At 67.5% G+C, this 16,452-nt stretch carries 15 protein-coding genes and 1 tRNA gene; 6 read left to right on the plus strand and 10 right to left on the minus strand.

The genetic code is table 11. The features are described from left to right. Positions 1 to 137 precede the first annotated feature (137 nt). Together RMO01_RS10915 and RMO01_RS10920 are read left to right on the plus strand one after the other, a co-directional pair. The gene (locus RMO01_RS10915; RefSeq protein WP_309629079.1) at positions 138 to 953 is read left to right on the plus strand and encodes a ferredoxin--NADP reductase; all 816 of its coding nucleotides are present in this window, start codon (positions 138 to 140) and stop codon (positions 951 to 953) included. Then, complete coding sequence (locus RMO01_RS10920; RefSeq protein ID WP_309629080.1) at positions 925 to 1,284, plus strand: chorismate mutase; 360 nt, start codon at positions 925 to 927, stop codon at positions 1,282 to 1,284. The genes RMO01_RS10915 and RMO01_RS10920 overlap by 29 nt, the downstream gene beginning before the upstream one ends. On the opposite strand, the gene RMO01_RS10925 is transcribed toward RMO01_RS10920, so the two are convergent. Both RMO01_RS10925 and RMO01_RS10930 read right to left on the minus strand, forming a co-directional pair. After that, entirely contained in the window at positions 1,281 to 1,634 is a 354-nt protein-coding gene (locus RMO01_RS10925; RefSeq protein ID WP_309629081.1) for an Hpt domain-containing protein, read from the minus strand. The two genes, RMO01_RS10920 and RMO01_RS10925, sit on opposite strands and share 4 nt — an antisense overlap. Next, complete coding sequence (locus RMO01_RS10930) at positions 1,634 to 3,085, minus strand: amino acid permease (protein WP_309629082.1); 1,452 nt, start codon at positions 3,083 to 3,085, stop codon at positions 1,634 to 1,636. Before RMO01_RS10930 ends, RMO01_RS10925 begins: the two co-directional genes overlap by 1 nt. Positions 3,086 to 3,248: 163 nt before the next feature. Between RMO01_RS10930 and RMO01_RS10935 the strand changes: the two genes are divergently transcribed. Continuing rightward, a tRNA-Lys gene (locus RMO01_RS10935) sits at positions 3,249 to 3,324 on the plus strand. On the opposite strand, the gene RMO01_RS18115 is transcribed toward RMO01_RS10935, so the two are convergent. Further along, complete coding sequence (locus RMO01_RS18115; protein ID WP_409013071.1) at positions 3,287 to 4,432, minus strand: helix-turn-helix domain-containing protein; 1,146 nt, start codon at positions 4,430 to 4,432, stop codon at positions 3,287 to 3,289. The genes RMO01_RS10935 and RMO01_RS18115 overlap by 38 nt on opposite strands. 42 nt (positions 4,433 to 4,474) lie before the next feature. Here RMO01_RS18115 and RMO01_RS10940 point away from each other — a divergent pair, with 42 nt between their 5' ends. Then, on the plus strand, positions 4,475 to 5,293 hold the full coding sequence (locus RMO01_RS10940) for a DUF2306 domain-containing protein (RefSeq protein WP_309629083.1): 819 nt from the start codon (positions 4,475 to 4,477) through the stop codon (positions 5,291 to 5,293). Here the strand turns inward: RMO01_RS10940 and RMO01_RS10945 are convergent. The 3 genes from RMO01_RS10945 to RMO01_RS10955 all read right to left on the minus strand — a co-directional run bounded on the left by RMO01_RS10945 (position 5,290) and on the right by RMO01_RS10955 (position 9,688). Continuing rightward, on the minus strand, positions 5,290 to 5,994 hold the full coding sequence (locus tag RMO01_RS10945; protein ID WP_309629084.1) for a Crp/Fnr family transcriptional regulator: 705 nt from the start codon (positions 5,992 to 5,994) through the stop codon (positions 5,290 to 5,292). The two genes, RMO01_RS10940 and RMO01_RS10945, sit on opposite strands and share 4 nt — an antisense overlap. Then, positions 5,994 to 6,221, minus strand: a complete 228-nt coding sequence (locus RMO01_RS10950; RefSeq protein ID WP_309629085.1) for a DUF6894 family protein — start codon at positions 6,219 to 6,221, stop codon at positions 5,994 to 5,996. The genes RMO01_RS10945 and RMO01_RS10950 overlap by 1 nt, the downstream gene beginning before the upstream one ends. A 164-nt stretch (positions 6,222 to 6,385) precedes the next feature. Further along, positions 6,386 to 9,688: an amidohydrolase family protein gene (locus RMO01_RS10955; protein WP_309629086.1), complete on the minus strand. Its 3,303-nt coding sequence runs from the start codon at positions 9,686 to 9,688 to the stop codon at positions 6,386 to 6,388. A gap of 157 nt (positions 9,689 to 9,845) precedes the next feature. Between RMO01_RS10955 and RMO01_RS10960 the strand changes: the two genes are divergently transcribed. Together RMO01_RS10960 and RMO01_RS10965 are read left to right on the plus strand one after the other, a co-directional pair. Further along, positions 9,846 to 11,573, plus strand: coding sequence for a DUF1800 domain-containing protein (locus RMO01_RS10960; RefSeq protein ID WP_309629087.1), 1,728 nt, complete (start codon positions 9,846 to 9,848; stop codon positions 11,571 to 11,573). Between the two features lie 10 nt (positions 11,574 to 11,583). Next, a complete protein-coding gene (locus RMO01_RS10965) occupies positions 11,584 to 13,134 on the plus strand; it encodes a DUF1501 domain-containing protein (RefSeq protein WP_309629088.1) in 1,551 nt (516 codons plus the stop codon). Here the strand turns inward: RMO01_RS10965 and RMO01_RS10970 are convergent. From RMO01_RS10970 to RMO01_RS10985, 4 genes are all read right to left on the minus strand, one after another. Further along, positions 13,131 to 13,679 (minus strand): hypothetical protein, encoded by a 549-nt coding sequence (locus RMO01_RS10970; RefSeq protein WP_309629089.1) that lies wholly within the window; start codon positions 13,677 to 13,679, stop codon positions 13,131 to 13,133. The genes RMO01_RS10965 and RMO01_RS10970 overlap by 4 nt on opposite strands. Before the next feature lie 10 nt (positions 13,680 to 13,689). Beyond that, positions 13,690 to 15,093 carry an MBOAT family protein gene (locus RMO01_RS10975; protein WP_309629090.1) on the minus strand — a complete coding sequence of 468 codons (1,404 nt, stop codon included), beginning with the start codon at positions 15,091 to 15,093 and terminating at the stop codon, positions 13,690 to 13,692. Position 15,094: 1 nt separating this feature from the next. Further along, on the minus strand, positions 15,095 to 15,901 hold the full coding sequence (locus RMO01_RS10980; RefSeq protein ID WP_309629091.1) for a GDSL-type esterase/lipase family protein: 807 nt from the start codon (positions 15,899 to 15,901) through the stop codon (positions 15,095 to 15,097). Then, positions 15,898 to 16,452, minus strand: a 555-nt coding sequence (locus RMO01_RS10985; protein WP_309629092.1) for a DUF459 domain-containing protein, incomplete at its 5' end; no start/stop codon positions are given. The genes RMO01_RS10980 and RMO01_RS10985, both read right to left, overlap by 4 nt.

Raw genomic sequence — 16,452 nt, forward strand, 5'->3', positions numbered from 1 at the left:
GGACTATCTGGACTCCAATTTCCGGAGTCTGGCGCATCAGACTCAACGGACTATCCGGACTCCAATTTCCGGAGGCGGTCCGCCCCGCGACCCCGACGACCTTTCGCCCGGCGGCCCGTCCGCCTAGAAGACCCGCAATGACCGACGCCGCCCTCTCCCCGCCGCCGCCGAAGCCCTCCGCCTTCCACGAGCTTGAGGTCGTCTGGGTCCATCACTGGACCGACCAGCTGTTCAGCTTCCGCGTCGCCCGGCCCGAGGATTTCCGCTTCCGCTCCGGCGAGTTCGTCATGATCGGCCTGCCGGGCGCTGACGGGGGCAAGCCCGTCCTGCGCGCCTATTCGATCGCCAGCCCCGCCTGGGACGAGCAACTGGAGTTCCTGTCCATCGCCGTGCCCGACGGCCCCCTGACCTCGCGACTGGTCAAGATCCAGCCCGGCGACACCGTGCTGATGGGCAAGAAGCCGACCGGCACCCTGGTGCTGGACGCCCTGACCGGCGGGCAAACGCTGTGGCTGATAGGGACCGGCACCGGCCTGGCCCCCTGGCTCAGCGTCGCCCGCGACCCCGACACCTATAGCCGCTTCGGCCGCGTCATCGTCTGCCACACGGTGCGCAACGTCGCCGACCTGTCCTATCGCGACTTCCTGACCACGGGCATCCATGAGGATCCCCTGATCGGCGACGAGGCGAAGGCCCAGCTGACCTACTACCCGACCGTGACCCGGGAAACGTTCGACACCCCCGGCCGGATCACCGACCGCATCTCATCGGGCGCGATCTTCCGCGACCTCGGCCTGCCGGAGGGTTTCTCGCCCGACCGCGACCGCGTGATGCTGTGCGGCTCCATGGCCATGATCAAGGAGACCGCCGCTCTGCTCGACGGTTTCGGCATGAAGGAGGGCTCCAACGCAGAGCCCGGCGACTATGTTCTGGAGCGCGCTTTTGTCGGCTGAACACCACCCGCAGATCGTGGCCGTGGATGCGCGGGTGGATCCCGCAGCCTGCCAGTCGATGTCCGAGGTCCGCCAGGGCGTCGACGCGCTCGACCGCGCCCTCGTCGCCCTGCTCGCCGAGCGCCAGCGCTACATGGACGCCGCCGCCCGCATCAAGCCGGATCGCGACGCCGTCCACGACGACGCCCGCATCGAGGACGTCGTGTCGAAAGTGCTGACCAGCGCCGACGCCCATCACCTGTCCCGCGACATCGCCGAGCCGGTCTGGCGTCTGCTCATCGACCGCTGCATCGCCCACGAGTTCGGCGTCTACGACCGCACGCGGCGCTAGCCCTTCAGCGACCTCAGCATCAGCTCGTGCCGCCAGGCCGCCACATCGGCCAGGGCCTGGCCCAGGGCGTTCCTGACATGATCCAGCTTGGCCGGGGCAACATCCTTTTCAGCCGCCTCGGCCTCCGCGCAGACCTCGGCCAGGACACCTGCCCCGATTCCCGCCGCCGCGCCCCGGATCGTGTGCACGGCGTCGCGCCAGCCCTCCTGGCGCGCATCCAGCATCGGCGACCACATCCCCGCCTGCTGCACGAACAGGCCCAGGATCTCCTCCGCGACCTCGTCGTCGCCGCCCGTCGTCCGGTCCAGGACCGAAAAGTCGACGGCGCCCGACAGGTCGCGGCGGGACATCAGGCGGCCTGATCCGGGTTCTTCGCTAGACGGGCGTTCCGCGACGACCAGAGGAAGTAGACGACCAGTCCGCCGAGGTTCCAGTACAGGAAATACAGCTGGGTCCGGGTCTGCAGGCTGAAGAAGAAGACGACGCAGCCGACGATGGTGATCGCCCCGACCAGCCACCACAGCGGCGCCTTGAACATCCGCACCCGGTTCGGATCGCGCAGGCGCAGGATGATCAGGCTGACGCCCACCGCCGCGAACGCCGCAAGCGTCCCCGCATTGGCCAGCGAGGCAAGCTCGTCCAGCCGCATGACGCCGGCCAGCGCCGCCACCACGATGGCGGTGAAGACCGTCACCACCGCGGGCACGCCGCGGCTGGAAATCTTCGCCAGCGACGTCGGCAGCAGGCCGTCGCGCGCCATCCCCAGGAAGATGCGGCTCTGGCCGAACAGGAAGGCCAGCAGCACGGTCGGCAGGGCGATCACGGCGCTGGCCGCGATCCACTGGGCCGCCGTCCCCTGCCCCATCTCCCTCAGGATCAGGGCCAGAGGTTCCGGGCTCTCGGCGAAGCTGGCCACCGGCCGCGCACCGATCGCTGCGGCCGCCACCACGAGGTACAGAACCGTGCAGATCAGCATCGACCCGACGATGCCGATGGCCAGATCACGTTCGGGCTTCTTCGTCTCCTCCGCCGCCGTCGAGATGGCGTCGAAGCCGTAGAAGGCGAAGAAGATGATCGCCGCCGCCGCCATGACCCCGGTCTGGACCACGGGCTGGCCGGTGATCAGCTCCGCGAACGGCATGGTCGGGGCTCCGAAGCCGTTGGGCATGAAGGGGGTGAAGTTGGCCGCGTCGAAGGCGGGCAGTGCGATGGCCACGAAGACGATCAGCGCCAGGACCTTGATGACCACCAGCACGGCGTTCAGCGTCGCGCTCTCGCGGGTGCCCAGCAGCAGCAGGCCAGTGACCAGGCCGATGATCGCCACGGCCGGCAGATTGACGACCCCGCCCGCCACATGCGGCCCGACCGTCAGGGCCGTCGGCAGGTCGATCCCGAGCCCGGTCAGGAAGCCGACGGCATACCCCGACCAGCCCACGGCCACGGCCGAGACGACCAGTGAGTATTCGAGAATGAGGCTCCACCCCACGATCCAGGCGATCAACTCGCCCAGCACCGCATAGGAGTAGGCGTAGGCGCTGCCCGCCTGAGGCATCATGGTCGACAGCTCGGCATAGGCCAGGGCCGCGCAGGCGCAGACCAGTCCGGCCAGTCCGAAGCTGATCATCACCGCCGGCCCCGCCAGCCCGGCGCCCACCCCGATCAGGGTCAGGATGCCGGTGCCCACGATGGCCCCGACGCCGAGCGCCAACAGGTGGGGCCAGCTCAGGGTCGCCTTCAGCCTCGGCCCGTCTGATGCCTGGTGCATCGCGTCGATCGACTTGCGCCGGTTCCAGAAGGCCATTCGCTTACTCCCCCGATGGCCCTTGCCGGACCGATTCCGCGGGGATGCTAGACTGCCCTGCGGCGAACCGAAACACCGGGCGGAAAACCCTTGCATCCCGTGGTCGATGTCTCTATTTCCGCCCCTCCGCCGGGCGTACCTGACGACCGTGCGACGATGGTATGGGTGATTAGCTCAGTTGGTAGAGCAGCTGACTCTTAATCAGCGGGTCGTAGGTTCGAACCCTACATCACCCACCATCGGCTCCTTAGAGATCCCGACCGGCTGGCGGCGCGCCGAGCGATAGGCGCGCGGCGTCGTGCCGACCTGATCCCGGAATGCCCGGTTGAACGGCCCGATCGATCCGAAGCCGCAATCGAAGGCGATCTGCAGGATGGAGGCGTCATCGGCAGCATCGGTCAACCGCGCCTTCGCCCGCTCAATCCTGTGATGGTTGATCAGCCGATTGAAGTTCGGGAACCCCATCGCCGCGCCGATGCACTGCGACACCCTGTATTCCGGCTCGCCCAGGCGCGCCGCGACGTCGCCGATTCTCAGGTCCGGATCGCTGTCGATCTCCTCGTCCCTGAGCAGCCGGAGCAACCTCTCGGCCAGACGTGCGTCCTCGGCCGTCGGCGCACGACGAACCGGGACCGGATCCGTCAGCGGATTCCGTAGCCGGAACCAGACCGCCGCCATCACCGCGCACAAGCCGACGACGGCCGAGCCGCCCTTGGTCCAATCGTCCCGCAGCGCGTCGGCTTCGCTGCCATTCGACACCCACAGGCCCAGGACAGAGGCTGCGACCAGAACGGCGTAGAGGCCGAGGAAGGCGAGCCGGAACCGCTTCTCACCGCCCGGCATGTCGCGACGATATCGGTTGAACGGCTCGACGAAGGTCAGGAGCAGCGCCGTCGAGCCGCCGAGCGCATAGACATTGCCGGCCACCCTAGACGCCAGGCCGCCCTCAGCCGTCAACACCGCCATAGCTCCACTGGCGGCGACGAGCGGCCCGACGATGCGCGGCCACAGGACGTCGCGCGGGGCGGGATCGAACAGGGCTCGTGTCAACAGCCAGGCCCAGCCGCAGGCTCCAACCCCGACAGCCTCGAAGGCCGTCCCGACCCCGCCTCCCAGCAGACGAGAAAGGATGTAGCTGACGAATGATCCCGCCGCGATCACCGCATACGCGCGCAGCCGGCTTGGCGGCTGGAGCCCCAGCCCGATCAGGCCGGCGGTCGAACTGGACCCTGTGGTCGTGGACATCGCGTCCTCCCGGACCCATTTCATGACCGGGCCATGCTCCCGAAACAAGAACTTCTGGCCGAATTCCAAATCGGCGAGACCCCGCGCCCGACCGGCCCGCATCCCTGCCGACGACCTCAAATTCGAGACCCGTCGGGAGAATCCATGTCGCCTATCGCTTCCTCTTCGCCCTCACGCGGCCCCGCCGCAAAGGCCCTGCTCTGGGCCGGCCTACTCTGGTTCCTGATCGCCGCCGTGGGTCAGACAGCCTTCATCGGCTTCATCGTCGCCTACTACGGCGTGCGAACCGCGACGGGAAATTTCGCCGGCTGGAACGACAAGCCCCTGATCGACGGCTACATCGCCGGTGACGACACGGGCAATATCGTCTTCGCGGCCCACGTCCTGCTCGCGGCCGTGGTCACCCTCGGCGGGCTGATGCAGCTGATCCCCGCCATTCGGCGCCGATGGCCTGGACTGCACCGCTGGACCGGCCGTACCTTTCTGGTCCTCGCGATCGTCATGGCGCTGAGCGGCGTCTGGCTGGCGTTGGTCAGAGGGACCTATCTGTCCACGATCTCCAACGTCGCCATCCTCATCAACGCAGTGCTGATCCTGATCTTCGCCGGCCTCGCCTGGCGGCACGCGGTCGCACGCCGGTTCGAACAGCACCGGAAGTGGGCCATGCGGACCTTTATGGTCGTCAGCGGCGTGTGGTTCCTCAGGGTCGGTCTGATGGGCTGGATTGTCCTCAATCGCGGCCCGGCCGGCCTGACCGCCGACATGAGCGGTCTCGTGGACAGCGTGATGACCTTCGGCAGCTACCTGATCCCGCTGGCCGTGCTGGAACTCTATTTCGTCGCCCAGCGCAGTTCGGGCGCCCTCCTGAAGATACTCGCGGCCGTCGTGGTCGTTGCAGCCGCCGCCTATACGGCGCTGGGCGTCTTCGGGACCGCCGCCTTCATGTGGGCTCCCTACCTCTAGTCGATCGACACCATCCGCCTTCTCAGCGCGCCGTAGCATTCGCAGGCGGCGTGCTCGAGCACCTCGCGGCTGGCGATCCGCACCACGCCGCGTGAGGCCTTGATGCCGCCGAGCTTGCCCAGTTCCTGCCAGGACGCGTTCACGGTCGTCCGCCGCACGCTCATCGTGGTGGCCAGGTCGTCCTGGGTCAGTTTGAAGGCGTCCTGCCCGGTCCGATCCTTGATGGTCAGCAGCCAGCGCGCCAGCCGCGGCGTCACTGTGTGGACGGCGTTGCAGACCGCGTTCTGCGCCGCCTCGACCTGGTTGTTGTGTGTCAGCCGCATCAGAACCCGCAACAGCAGCGGACTCTCCAGCACGCGGTGCCGCAACGCGTCGGCGGGCAGGGCCCAGGCGTCGCCGGCGATCTGCACCTCGACGTCCCAGCCGCAGGGTTCGTCGGCCAGGAACGCCGCCAGTCCCGTCACCCCCTGACGGCCCACATTGGTCGCCATGCCTGAGCGCCCGTCCTCGAACCGGATCACGTTGGCCAGGTCCGCCGTGACCGGCAGATAGACAACCTCCACCGTTTCACCGGCCCGCGTGACGACGTCGCCCTGCGGCAGGTGGCGGAGAATCAGTTGCGGGCGCAACGCCGCCTTGTCCTCGGCCGCCATCGCCGCCCACAGGCTGTTGTCGTTTGGATCCGCCGCCGTGCTCACCATCAGAACCGCCGACCCTGCGCGGTGACGCTGTAGACCTGCCCGTTGTCGGCGTTGGTCACCATCACCTCATAGTCGCCGCCGCCCATCAGCGTCTCTCGCCTTGATGGAATCGTCTCGGTGAACACCTCGAGCGCGACCGCGCACGCTGCGTCGTTGTCGGCCAGATCTTCACCATCCTCGTCCCGGATCACCTCGCCGTCGCGGAGGCGGAAGAAATAACGAGGCATGGCGGTCTCCGTCGGCGGCGCTGACTCAGCAGAACAAGAAGTCCAGTCGCCGCCAACGGTTCCGCTTGCGCGGACCGGCGCCTCGCCGCGGCCATGCCGCCACAGCGACGGCTATCGACAGGGTGCTGAAACCACAACGCCGCAACGCTGACGCTTGCCGAACATCAGTCTCCGTCGTGGCCGTGTCCCTCGGTTTCGGCCGCCCCGACCGCGAAACCCTGGTCGCTCTCGTTCTCGAACCAGAAAGGCGCCCGCGCCCGCTGGCGCAGCCCGATCTCGTTCATGTGGTCGTCGTAGAGCCGCCCGTTGGCCAGGGTGTAGCGGATCGAGGTGGTGTTGCGGATGTTCTCCAGCGGATTGGAGTCCAGCACCACCAGATCGGCCAGCTTGCCGACCTCCAGCGAGCCGACGGCGCGATCCAGACCCAACGCCAGGGCGCCGTTCAGCGTCCCGGCCCGCAACGCCTCCAACGGAGTCATCCCGCCCTGGGCCAGCATCCACATCTCCCAGTGGGCGCCCAGCCCCTCTCGCTGGCCGTGAGCGCCGATCTCGACGACGACGCCGAGGTCGCTCAGAGCCTTGGCCTGTTCCGCGATCTGGATGTGGTTCCACTCGTTGGCGGGCTGGGTCACCGGCCGCCGCGCGCGCGCGTCCAGCAGACGGCGCGGGACATACTGGGTCAGGATCGGATGGTTCCAGACCTCGCTCTCCTGATACCAGTAGTTCTCACCGGATGAGCCGCCGTAGGATACCACCAGGGTCGGGTTGTAGGCCGTGTCCGACTGACGCCACAGGTCGTGAACGTCGTCGTACATCCGGGCCAGCGGGATCGAGTGCTCGATGGTGGTGTGTCCGTCCACGATCATCGTCATGTTGTGCTGATACAGAGAGCCGCCCTCCGGCACGACGTTCATGCCCAGCTGGCGCGCGGCCTCGATGATCTGCTGGCGCTGGTCGCGGCGCGGCTGGTTGTAACTCTTGACGCTCCAGGCCCCGACGGCCTGCATCCGCCGCAGGGTCGACAGGGCGTCTTCCAGATTGTTGACCACCGCCGTGAAGTTGGTGTTCGCGCCGTACAGGATCGTCCCTGTCGAGAAGATTCGCGGCCCGACCACCCGACCGGCGCGGGCCAGCTCGGAGTGGGCGAAGATCTCCGAGGTGTCGTTCGACGGGTCGTGGATCGTGGTCACACCGAAGGCGAGCGCCGCATAGTTCACCCAGCTCTGCTGCGGAATGATCTCGTCGGCCCCCATGGAGCCGTGCCAGTGGGCGTCGACGATGCCGGGGATGATGGTCTTGCCGGCCACGTCCACGATGACGGCGCCGGCCGGAACCGTGACCTCGCCGCGCGCGCCGATGGCCTCGATGCGGTTGCCGTTGGTGACGATGACCCCGTCCTCGATGACGCGGTCGCCGTTCATGGTGACGATCCGCGCGCCGGTCAGGGCGAGGCGGCCTTCGGGCCGGTCCGCGGCCTGCTGGAAGCCGAGATTGATCCCCGTCTCCGGCGGTTTGGGCAGTTCGGCCGGCGCGCCCTGGACGAAGGCGAAGCCCTGGTTCAGGTCGCGGCTGAACAGCTGCGGCCCGAGCGACCAGCTCAGGCGGCTCGAGTCACCCGACCAGGTCAGCCAGTCGCCGGCGTCGCGCGTGAACCGCGTCTGCGGCAGGGCCTTGCCGTCGGCCGAGAGGGTCACCGGCCGCCCCGTCTGCGCGAACGGCGCCACGAAGGCGTTGAACCGCTCGGTCCAGGCGATCCAGTGCTCGTCCGGAGACAGCACATAGTCGGCCGCCCATTCCGAGGTCAGGTGAACCCGTTCGTCGTGGCCGTTCAGGTCGACCGACTTCAGCGCGGAGTTCCGCTCGACCCGGCCAGTGAAATAGATGCGGTCGTCCGAGGCTCCGAACTGGGGCGCCGAGCCGTCGTCGGTGACGAAGGTCGCCTCGCCGCCCGCCGTCGGAACGCGGTAGATGCCCGGCTCGCGGCTCCAAAGGCCCGAGGTCAGGGTCCCGTCCGCCACCTTGCGATAGACGATGGTCCGTCCGTCCGGAGAGAAGGTCGGCTCGATATAGTGGCCCGGGTTGGTCGTCACGACCCGTCCCTCGCCGCCGGCCGCCGGGATCACCCGCACGGTCCCCAGGTCCTCGTCGTCCCACGTCGTGTAGACGATCGACCGGCCGTCCCGCGACCAGTTGGGATAGAGTTCGAAATGGTCCGACTGGCGCGTCAGGCGACGTGGCGTACCGTTGGGCAGATCCCTGATCCACAGATTGCCCAGCGCCTCATAGACGACCCGCGAGCCGTCCGGTGACGTGCGCGCCCAGCGGATCATCTTCACATCGAAGGTGTCGGGCGCGACCTCGACGGGGAAGCGCACGGTCTCCTGGATACGACGGCTGTCGGCGACGCGGAACGGGATGTCCGCGACCTCGCGCGAGGCCACGTCGATGCGACGGACCTGGCCGCCGGCCCAGAAGACGATGGCGGAGTTGTCCGGCGTCCAGCTCATGGCCGGATAGACGCCGTGGACGGCCCAGGTCTCCTGCATGTCGCGGTCGAGACCGGAGTAGATCGCCGTCTCGCGCCCGCTCTCGATGTCCATCACGAACAGGGTCGACTGGTAGCGAACGCGCCGGATGAAGGCCAGGGACTTGCCGTCCGGCGATGGCGTCGGCCGGATCGAGCCGCCGGGCCCGCCGAGAAACTCCTCGACCTCGCCCGTCTCGCGATCCAGTCGCTGGATCACATAGATTTCGGTGTTGACGTCCTTGGAATACTGGAAGGTCTCGCCCGGCGTGTTGTCGTCCGAGAAATACAGATAGCGGCCATCGGGCGAGAAGGCCGGCTCGCCCGAGTCCTTCTGCTGCGTCCGCCGTTCGGTCAGCTGAACCCCGCCGCCGCCCGAGCGGTGATACATCCACATCTCGCCGGCCCCGAGTGACCGGGCCGAGGTGAAATGTTTCCTCGCCACGATGAACTCACCGTCCGGCGACCAGTCGGGCGAGTTCAGAAGGCGAAAGCTCTCGTCCGACACCTGTGTCGGGTTCGACCCGTCGCGGTCCATGACCCAGATGTTGTCGCCGCCGTCGCGGTCGGAGGTGAAAGCGATCTTCGTCCCGTCGGGCGAGTATTTCGGCTGCATGTCCCAGGCGACGCCGGACGCGATAGCCCGGGCCTCGCCGCCGCCGATCGGCATCACATAGATGTCGCCCAGCATGTCGAAGACGATCTCCCGACCGTCCGGGCTGACGTCCAGCGCCATCCAGGTGCCTTCGGTGACATCGATGGCCGCGTCGCGCGCGGGTCCAGGCGGGGTCTGAACGTCCCACTTCGGCGTCTCGGCCTCGGCCTCCGCCGCAGGCACGGCGGCCGGCGTGATCTCGGGCGCCGGCTGCGCGGCCGTCTGGGCCCATCCCGTATTGGGCACGGACAGCGCGACAACGGCGCTCAACACGGCACGCATCAGCATACACAACACTCCCCTGCCCAAAGGCGCTGTCTTCTCTACGGCGACGGGGAAAGACGGTGAAGACGAAAACACTCCGTTCCCTACGGAATCTCTTCCCTTCAACAACGCAACGGTTCTAACGTCATGCACAGGAACCAGCGTTAGTCGGGGGACAAGCGTGCGGAAGACCATCCATTTCAGCCGACTTCGCGCCTGGGCGCTGCCTGTCGCCCTGGTCATCGGCCTGACGTCCTGCGGCGGAGGCGGAGGCGGTGGAAGCGACGGCGGAACCACTCCACCCCCGACACCTGCGCCAGTCATCAGCGACGCCGACGCGGCCAAGCTTCTGACCCAGGCCACTTTCGGCCCGACCGATGCCGAGATCGATTCGGTCAAATCGCTCGGCTATGCCGGTTGGATCAACGCTCAGCTGGCCCTCCAATCCTCGTCCCACCTGGCCTATACGGACAATCGGCTGGCGCAGTTGCGTCTGACCAATCCGGCGGCGACGCTCGGCCCCAACCAGTTCTACGAAAGCTTCTGGCTCTATTCCGCGACCGGCCAGGCCCAGTTGCGGGAGCGGGTGAAACTCGCCCTGTCCGAAATCTTCGTCATCTCGCTGACGGACGCGAACATCGATGTCCGGGGCGCGGCGTCCTACTACGACATGCTGGGCGCCAACGCCTTCGGCAACTACCGCACCCTGCTCGAGCAGGTGTCGCTGCATCCCATGATGGGCATCTACCTGACCCACCTGGCGAACCAGAAGGAGGACCCCGCCACGGGTCGGACTCCGGACGAGAACTACGCCCGCGAGGTCATGCAATTGATGTCCATCGGGGTTCAGGAGCTGAACGTCGACGGCACCGTCCGCCGCGACGCCAACGGCGCCGCCATCCCGACCTACACACCCGCCGACATTTCGAACCTGGCCCGCGTATTCACCGGCTTCAGCTGGTACGCCGCCACGCCGACGAACTCGACCTTCGTCGGCGGCGGACGCAACAACGACTCCTACGTCCGCTCGATGATCCTGTACCCCCAGTTTCACTCGACCTCGGCCAAGACCTTCCTCGGGGTGACCCTTCCCGCCGGCTCGACCGACGGCGTGGCGGAACTGAAGACCGCGCTCGACACCATCTTCAACAACGTCAATGTCCCGCCCTTCATCTGCAAACAACTGATCCAGCGGCTGGTGACCTCCAATCCGTCGGCGGGCTATGTCAGCCGCTGCTCGACCGCCTTCATCAACAACGGCTCGGGCGTACGGGGCGATCTGGCCGTCGTGGTGCGGACCATTCTGCTCGACGCGGAGGCGCGGGACATCAACTCGACCTCCAGCGCCACCTTCGGCAAGGTTCGCGAGCCGGTCATTCGCATGACCAACTGGATGCGGGCCTTCGGAGCGACCTCGGTCAGCGGCAACTATCTGCTGAACTCCACCAGCGCCAACACATCGCTCGGTCAGTCGGCGCTCGCCTCTCCTTCGGTCTTCAACTTCTTCCGCCCCGGCTATGTCCCGCCCAACACCCGGCTCGGCGCCCAGAACCTGCTGGCGCCGGAGTTCCAGATCGTCGACGAAGTCACCGTCGCTGGATACGCCAACACCATGCAGACCGCGATCGGGACCGGCATCGGGACCGGCAGCGACGTCCGCTCGGCCTATACGCGAGAGGTCGCCATAGCCGCGGACGCCAACGCCCTGACAGACCGGATGAGCCGGATGCTTCTGTACGGCCAGATGTCCTCGACCCTGCGCGCGCGGATCGTCGAGAGTGTGAACAGCATCGCCGTCCCGGCCGCCACGGGTTCCAACCAGGCGACGATCGACACCGCCCTGCTGAACCGCTCCCGACTGGCGGTCTACATGACGATGGTGTCTCCCGAATATCTGGTTCAGCGGTGAGGACGGCGCGATGACCCACGGAAAATACAGCCGCCGCCAGCTTCTCCGCGTCGGCGGGGGCCTGTCGATGCTGGGCGCCGCCGCGCCCTTCGCGGCGCAGCTCGTTGCCGCAGGGAACGCCGTCAGCCAGAGCGCGCCGGACTACAAGGCCCTGGTCTGCGTCTTCCTGTTCGGGGGCAACGACGCTCACAACATGGTTCTGGCGACCGACAATGACAGCTGGGGTCGCTACTTCGCCGCGCGGAACACCGGCAACGATCCTATCGCCCTGATGCCCGTGGGGACGCCTCCGACACCGGTCGGCGCGACCAATCCGGTCACAGGACGGGTTTCGACCGCAGACTCGCCAGAGGCCTGGGGCGGAGTTCTGCCGATCATTCCGCGCACCATCCAGCCGATCCCGGCCGGCACCAACGCCTCGGTTCGCACCTTCGGACTGCATCCCTTTATGGCCCCGGCGAAGGACCTCTTCGATGCGGGGCGTCTCGCCGTCGTCGCCAATGTGGGGACCCTGGTGCGTCCGATCACCAAGGCCCAGTACGAGGCGCGAACCGTCGCCTTTCCCGCCAACCTTTTCTCGCACAACGACCAGCAATCGACCTGGCAGGCGGGCCAGACCGAAGGCGCGAGGGTGGGTTGGGGCGGTCGGTTCGGCGACCTGCTGAACGGCATGAACGGGACCAGTTCCCTCTTCACCGCCGTCTCGACCTCAGGCAACGCGGTGTTCCTGTCGGGCCAGTCCGTCGTCCAGTACCAGATGAGCACGGGGGCCCAGCCGGCGGTCGTCATCAACGGTCAGGCCAGCGGCGCCCTGTTCGGTTCGACGATCGCGCCCGCCCGTGTCCGCGAATTGGTCACCGACACGTCCTCGGCCAGTTTGTTCGCCGCCGACTATGCGACCACCACTGGCCGGTCGATCGGGGCGGCGAACTCGCTGAACACCGCCTTCGCGTCATCGGCGGTCACGGGGGTCGCGACCGCGCCCGCCTACCGCAACCCCATCACCGGCGCGACCGAGACCAACAGTCTCGCCGTCCAGCTTCAGACCGTAGCGCGAATGATCGCGGCCGCTCCGACCCTGGGGCTGCGCCGCCAGGTCTTCTTCGTCAGCCTCGGTGGCTGGGACACCCACGACTTCCAGAACACGGCCCAGGCCAACAACCTGTCCAAGGTCGCCCACGCCCTCAGCTATTTCGATAGCGCCCTGGGCAATCTGGGCGGCGTCAACATGCGCAACGCCGTCACCACCTTCACGGCTTCGGACTTCTCGCGGACCTTTACCACCAACGGCGACGGCACCGACCATGCCTGGGGTGGCCATCATCTGGTCATGGGCGGCGCGGTGCGCGGCGGCGACATCTACGGCCAGTATCCCACGCTCGGCGTGGACCTCGGAACCTTCCGGAACCCCGACATGAGCCGGAGCTACCTCGTTCCGACCACTTCGGTGGATCAGTACGCCGCCACCATGGGCCGCTGGCTTGGCGTTTCGGAAGCGAACCTGGACTCAATCTTCCCGAATCTCGGCAATATGGTCACGCGAGGCCTGGGCTTCCTCTAGGCCGCGCGCCGGCCCGCCCACTCGGCATCTCGCGCCGTCTCATAGCCGTCCCTCACGGTCTGTCTCGGCTGGTCCGCGCCGAGTTGCGTGATCTGTTCGGCCCAGACGTCGGCCAACCGGCGGACCGTGGTGGTCACCCAGCCCGGAGCCTGTTGACGCGACCAGTTCTGGATCGACACCGCGTTGAAAATCAGCAGGAAGACGGTCGCCAGCACGATGGTGCGGCTGGTCCAGCGACGGTCGCGCGCGGCGACCCCTTCCTCATCCGGCGGCTCTCCCGGCGGGAAGGCGAACCGGCCCAGGGCCAGTAGCGGATTGAGCGGTTCCGGCGCGGTCGGCAGGTCATGCGCGTCGGCCGTCTCGATCCAGTCGCCCCCTGAAACAGGAACGGGAGGATCGCCGGAAGAGTCCAGGCCGACATCCTCGACAGGATCGTCCAGATAGGGTTCGACCGCGTCCCCCTCCAGCGGAGGGAACGGGTTCGCCCGGATCTCCGTCGGGAACGGAGCCAGCGGGATTTCGGGATCGTCGGGACGGTCGCTCATCTCGTCGCCCTCAGAACTGGAAATAGATGAAGGGAGCCACGCCGTCCGGGCGCACGGCCTCGACCAGCAGGATGGCCGCGCCGACCAGCAGCCCCATCGTCAGGGACGGCGCCGGCTTCAGCCAGGTCGCGATCCCCTCGGCTGCACGCGGCGGCAGCCAGTGCATGGCCAGGCCGCCGACGATCAGCGTCAGCAGGAAGGGCGTCACCAGGGTCGCCGCCTCGAACCGGCTGAGGCCCGTCAGCACCTCCATCGCCATCGGGAAGGTCTCGGCCCGGAACAGGATCCAGCCCAGGCAGACGATATGGAAGGTTACCAGCACCCCCAGCCAGGTCGGCGGTCCCCTGCCCTCTCCGATCACCGCCCGTCCCAGCCGTTCGACCACCTGCACCCCGCCATGCAGCGCGCCCCACGCCACGAACGTCCACGCCGCCCCGTGCCAGAGCCCGCCCAGCAGCATGGTGATGAAGACGTTCAGGCACGACCGGACCAGCCCCTTCTTGCCGCCCCCCAGCGGCACATAGAGATAGTCCCGGAGCCAGCTCGACAGGCTGATGTGCCAGCGTCGCCAGAAGTCCTGCATCGAACTGGCCCGATACGGCTGGTCGAAGTTGCGGGGGAAGGAATAGCCGAGCAGCGCCGCGATCCCGATCGCCATGTCCGAATAGGCCGAGAAGTCGCAATAGATCTGGACCGCGTATCCATAGACCGCCGCCATCAGGTCCAGGGTCCCGTAGGCGGCCGGGTCGAAGAACACCGGATCGACCAGCCGTACCGACAGCTCTGAAGCGATCACCGTCTTCTTGAACATCCCCCAGCAGATCAGCAGCAGCCCGTGCGTCGCCATCTCCCGCGTCAGCCTCGGAGCCCGGTCGAACTGGGGCAACAGGTCCGACGCCCGCACGATCGGCCCGGCGACAAGATGCGGGAAGAAGCTCATCAGCAGCATGACGTCGAGCAGCGACTTCGCCACCGGCGTCTTCCCGCGATGCACGTCTACGACGTAGCTGATGCCCTGAAAGGTGAAGAAGGAAATCCCGACCGGCAGAACGATCTGCAGCAGCGGCAGGTCCCGCTCCCACCCGAACCGGGTCAGCAGGTCGCCCGCCTGTTCGACGAAGAAGCCGTAGTATTTGAAGAAGCCCAGGATCAGCAGGTTGCAGGCGACACCCAGCCCGACCAGCCATTTTCGCCGCCCGGCCTCGTCAGACCGCGCGATCAGCGCCGCCACGCCCCAGTTCAGGATCGCCGAGGCGATCAGCAGGGCGACGAACCGCCAGTCCCACTGCGCGTAGAAGAACCAGCTGGCCAGCAGCAGGAACAGCTTTCGCCGCCCGTTCTCGCGATCCAGCGACCAGGCGGTGAAATAGACGAACAGGAAGAACACGCCGAAGGCCAGCGTCGGGAACAGCACCTCAGAACCCCCGCCGGTCGTGCGCGGTCATCAGGTCGGCGAACAGCAGAGCGCCGATCCAGTCGCCGCCGGGCCCCGTGAAATGCACGCGGTCGCCGCGCATCAAGGGCGCCTCCCCCTGCGTCAGGGCAAAGGCCGAACAGTCTCCCCCCATACGGCCCTTCCAGTCCCAGAACGCGACGCCCGTCGACGCGGCCACCCTGTGTTGCACGTCCCGAACCATCGACAGCATGGCCGGGGCCTTCCAGCGTTGCTCGATGTCGCCGGGGCACGTCCCGCCCCCGTCGCCGCGCATGGCCTCCGGCGCACCCAGGATCAGGATCGACGCGCCGGGTGCGGCCCGCCTGACCCGGTCGATCTGCCCGCGCAGCAGGGCCTCGTAGACGGCCGGGTCCAGCAGCTCGTCGAACCCCTCGTTGGTACCATAGGCGATCACGACCAGGTCCGGCGTCCCGTCCTGCGGGCCCAGAAGCGGCTCGATCGCGGCCATGGCGTTCAGCGTCGCCCCGACGATACCGTGGGCGTTCAGGAGGATGTCCCGCCCCTCGAACCGCCCGCGCAACCGCCACATCAGCGAGGACAGGATGTCGCCGCCCGCCGTATGACTGTCGCCGAACTGGACGATCCGCACCGGTCGCCCCGGCCGATCGAGGGCCGCGAAGAAATTCGCCAGCGCCCGGGGTTGGCACAGGCCGTTGGCACAGGTCGCGCTGACCGGCGACGGCAGGGCCATATAGGGACGTTCCTGCGCCTGTCCTGCGCCGGCGACGACCAGCGCACCGGCAGCGATCAGCGCGGTCCGGATCACGCCCCGGCGGCGGGCGCGGTCGCCGCCACAGGCGAACCTAGCCCCGCATCTCGCTTGAGCCGCGCGGCGACCGGCTCGGCGAGCCGCAGATAGCCCGCCATCGACATGTGGATTCCGTCATTGGCCCGCATCAGCCGCCGCCGACCCGTGCCCGTCTCGGCCAGATAGGCGTCATAGTCGCCGTCCGCATTCTCGGTCAGGCTTTCGGTCTCGATATAGGGCACGCCCAGCGCCGCCATCCGCGCCGAGACGACCCCGTTGATCAGGGCCATCTTCGCATCGAACCCTGCCCGCTTCATCTTGGGCAGGCCGACCCAATAGACGGCGATGCCCTGGCCCTTCAGCATGGCCACAAGGTCGTCGACCCGCCTGGCATAGGCGGCCTTCCAGCCCTCTGTGCCGAACGCGTGAATCTCGCCATCCATACTGATGCCCTGGGCATCGTTGGTGCCGAACAGGATGACCGCCACATCGACAGGCTCTTCCGCGATCTGGCGCGCCGTCTTGGCCTGGATGTCCACGTAGTCGTAGCGGCTCAGGCCCGTGGAGAC

It is taken from the genome of Brevundimonas sp. (assembly GCF_031412435.1).
In the GTDB taxonomy this organism is placed as follows: domain Bacteria; phylum Pseudomonadota; class Alphaproteobacteria; order Caulobacterales; family Caulobacteraceae; genus Brevundimonas.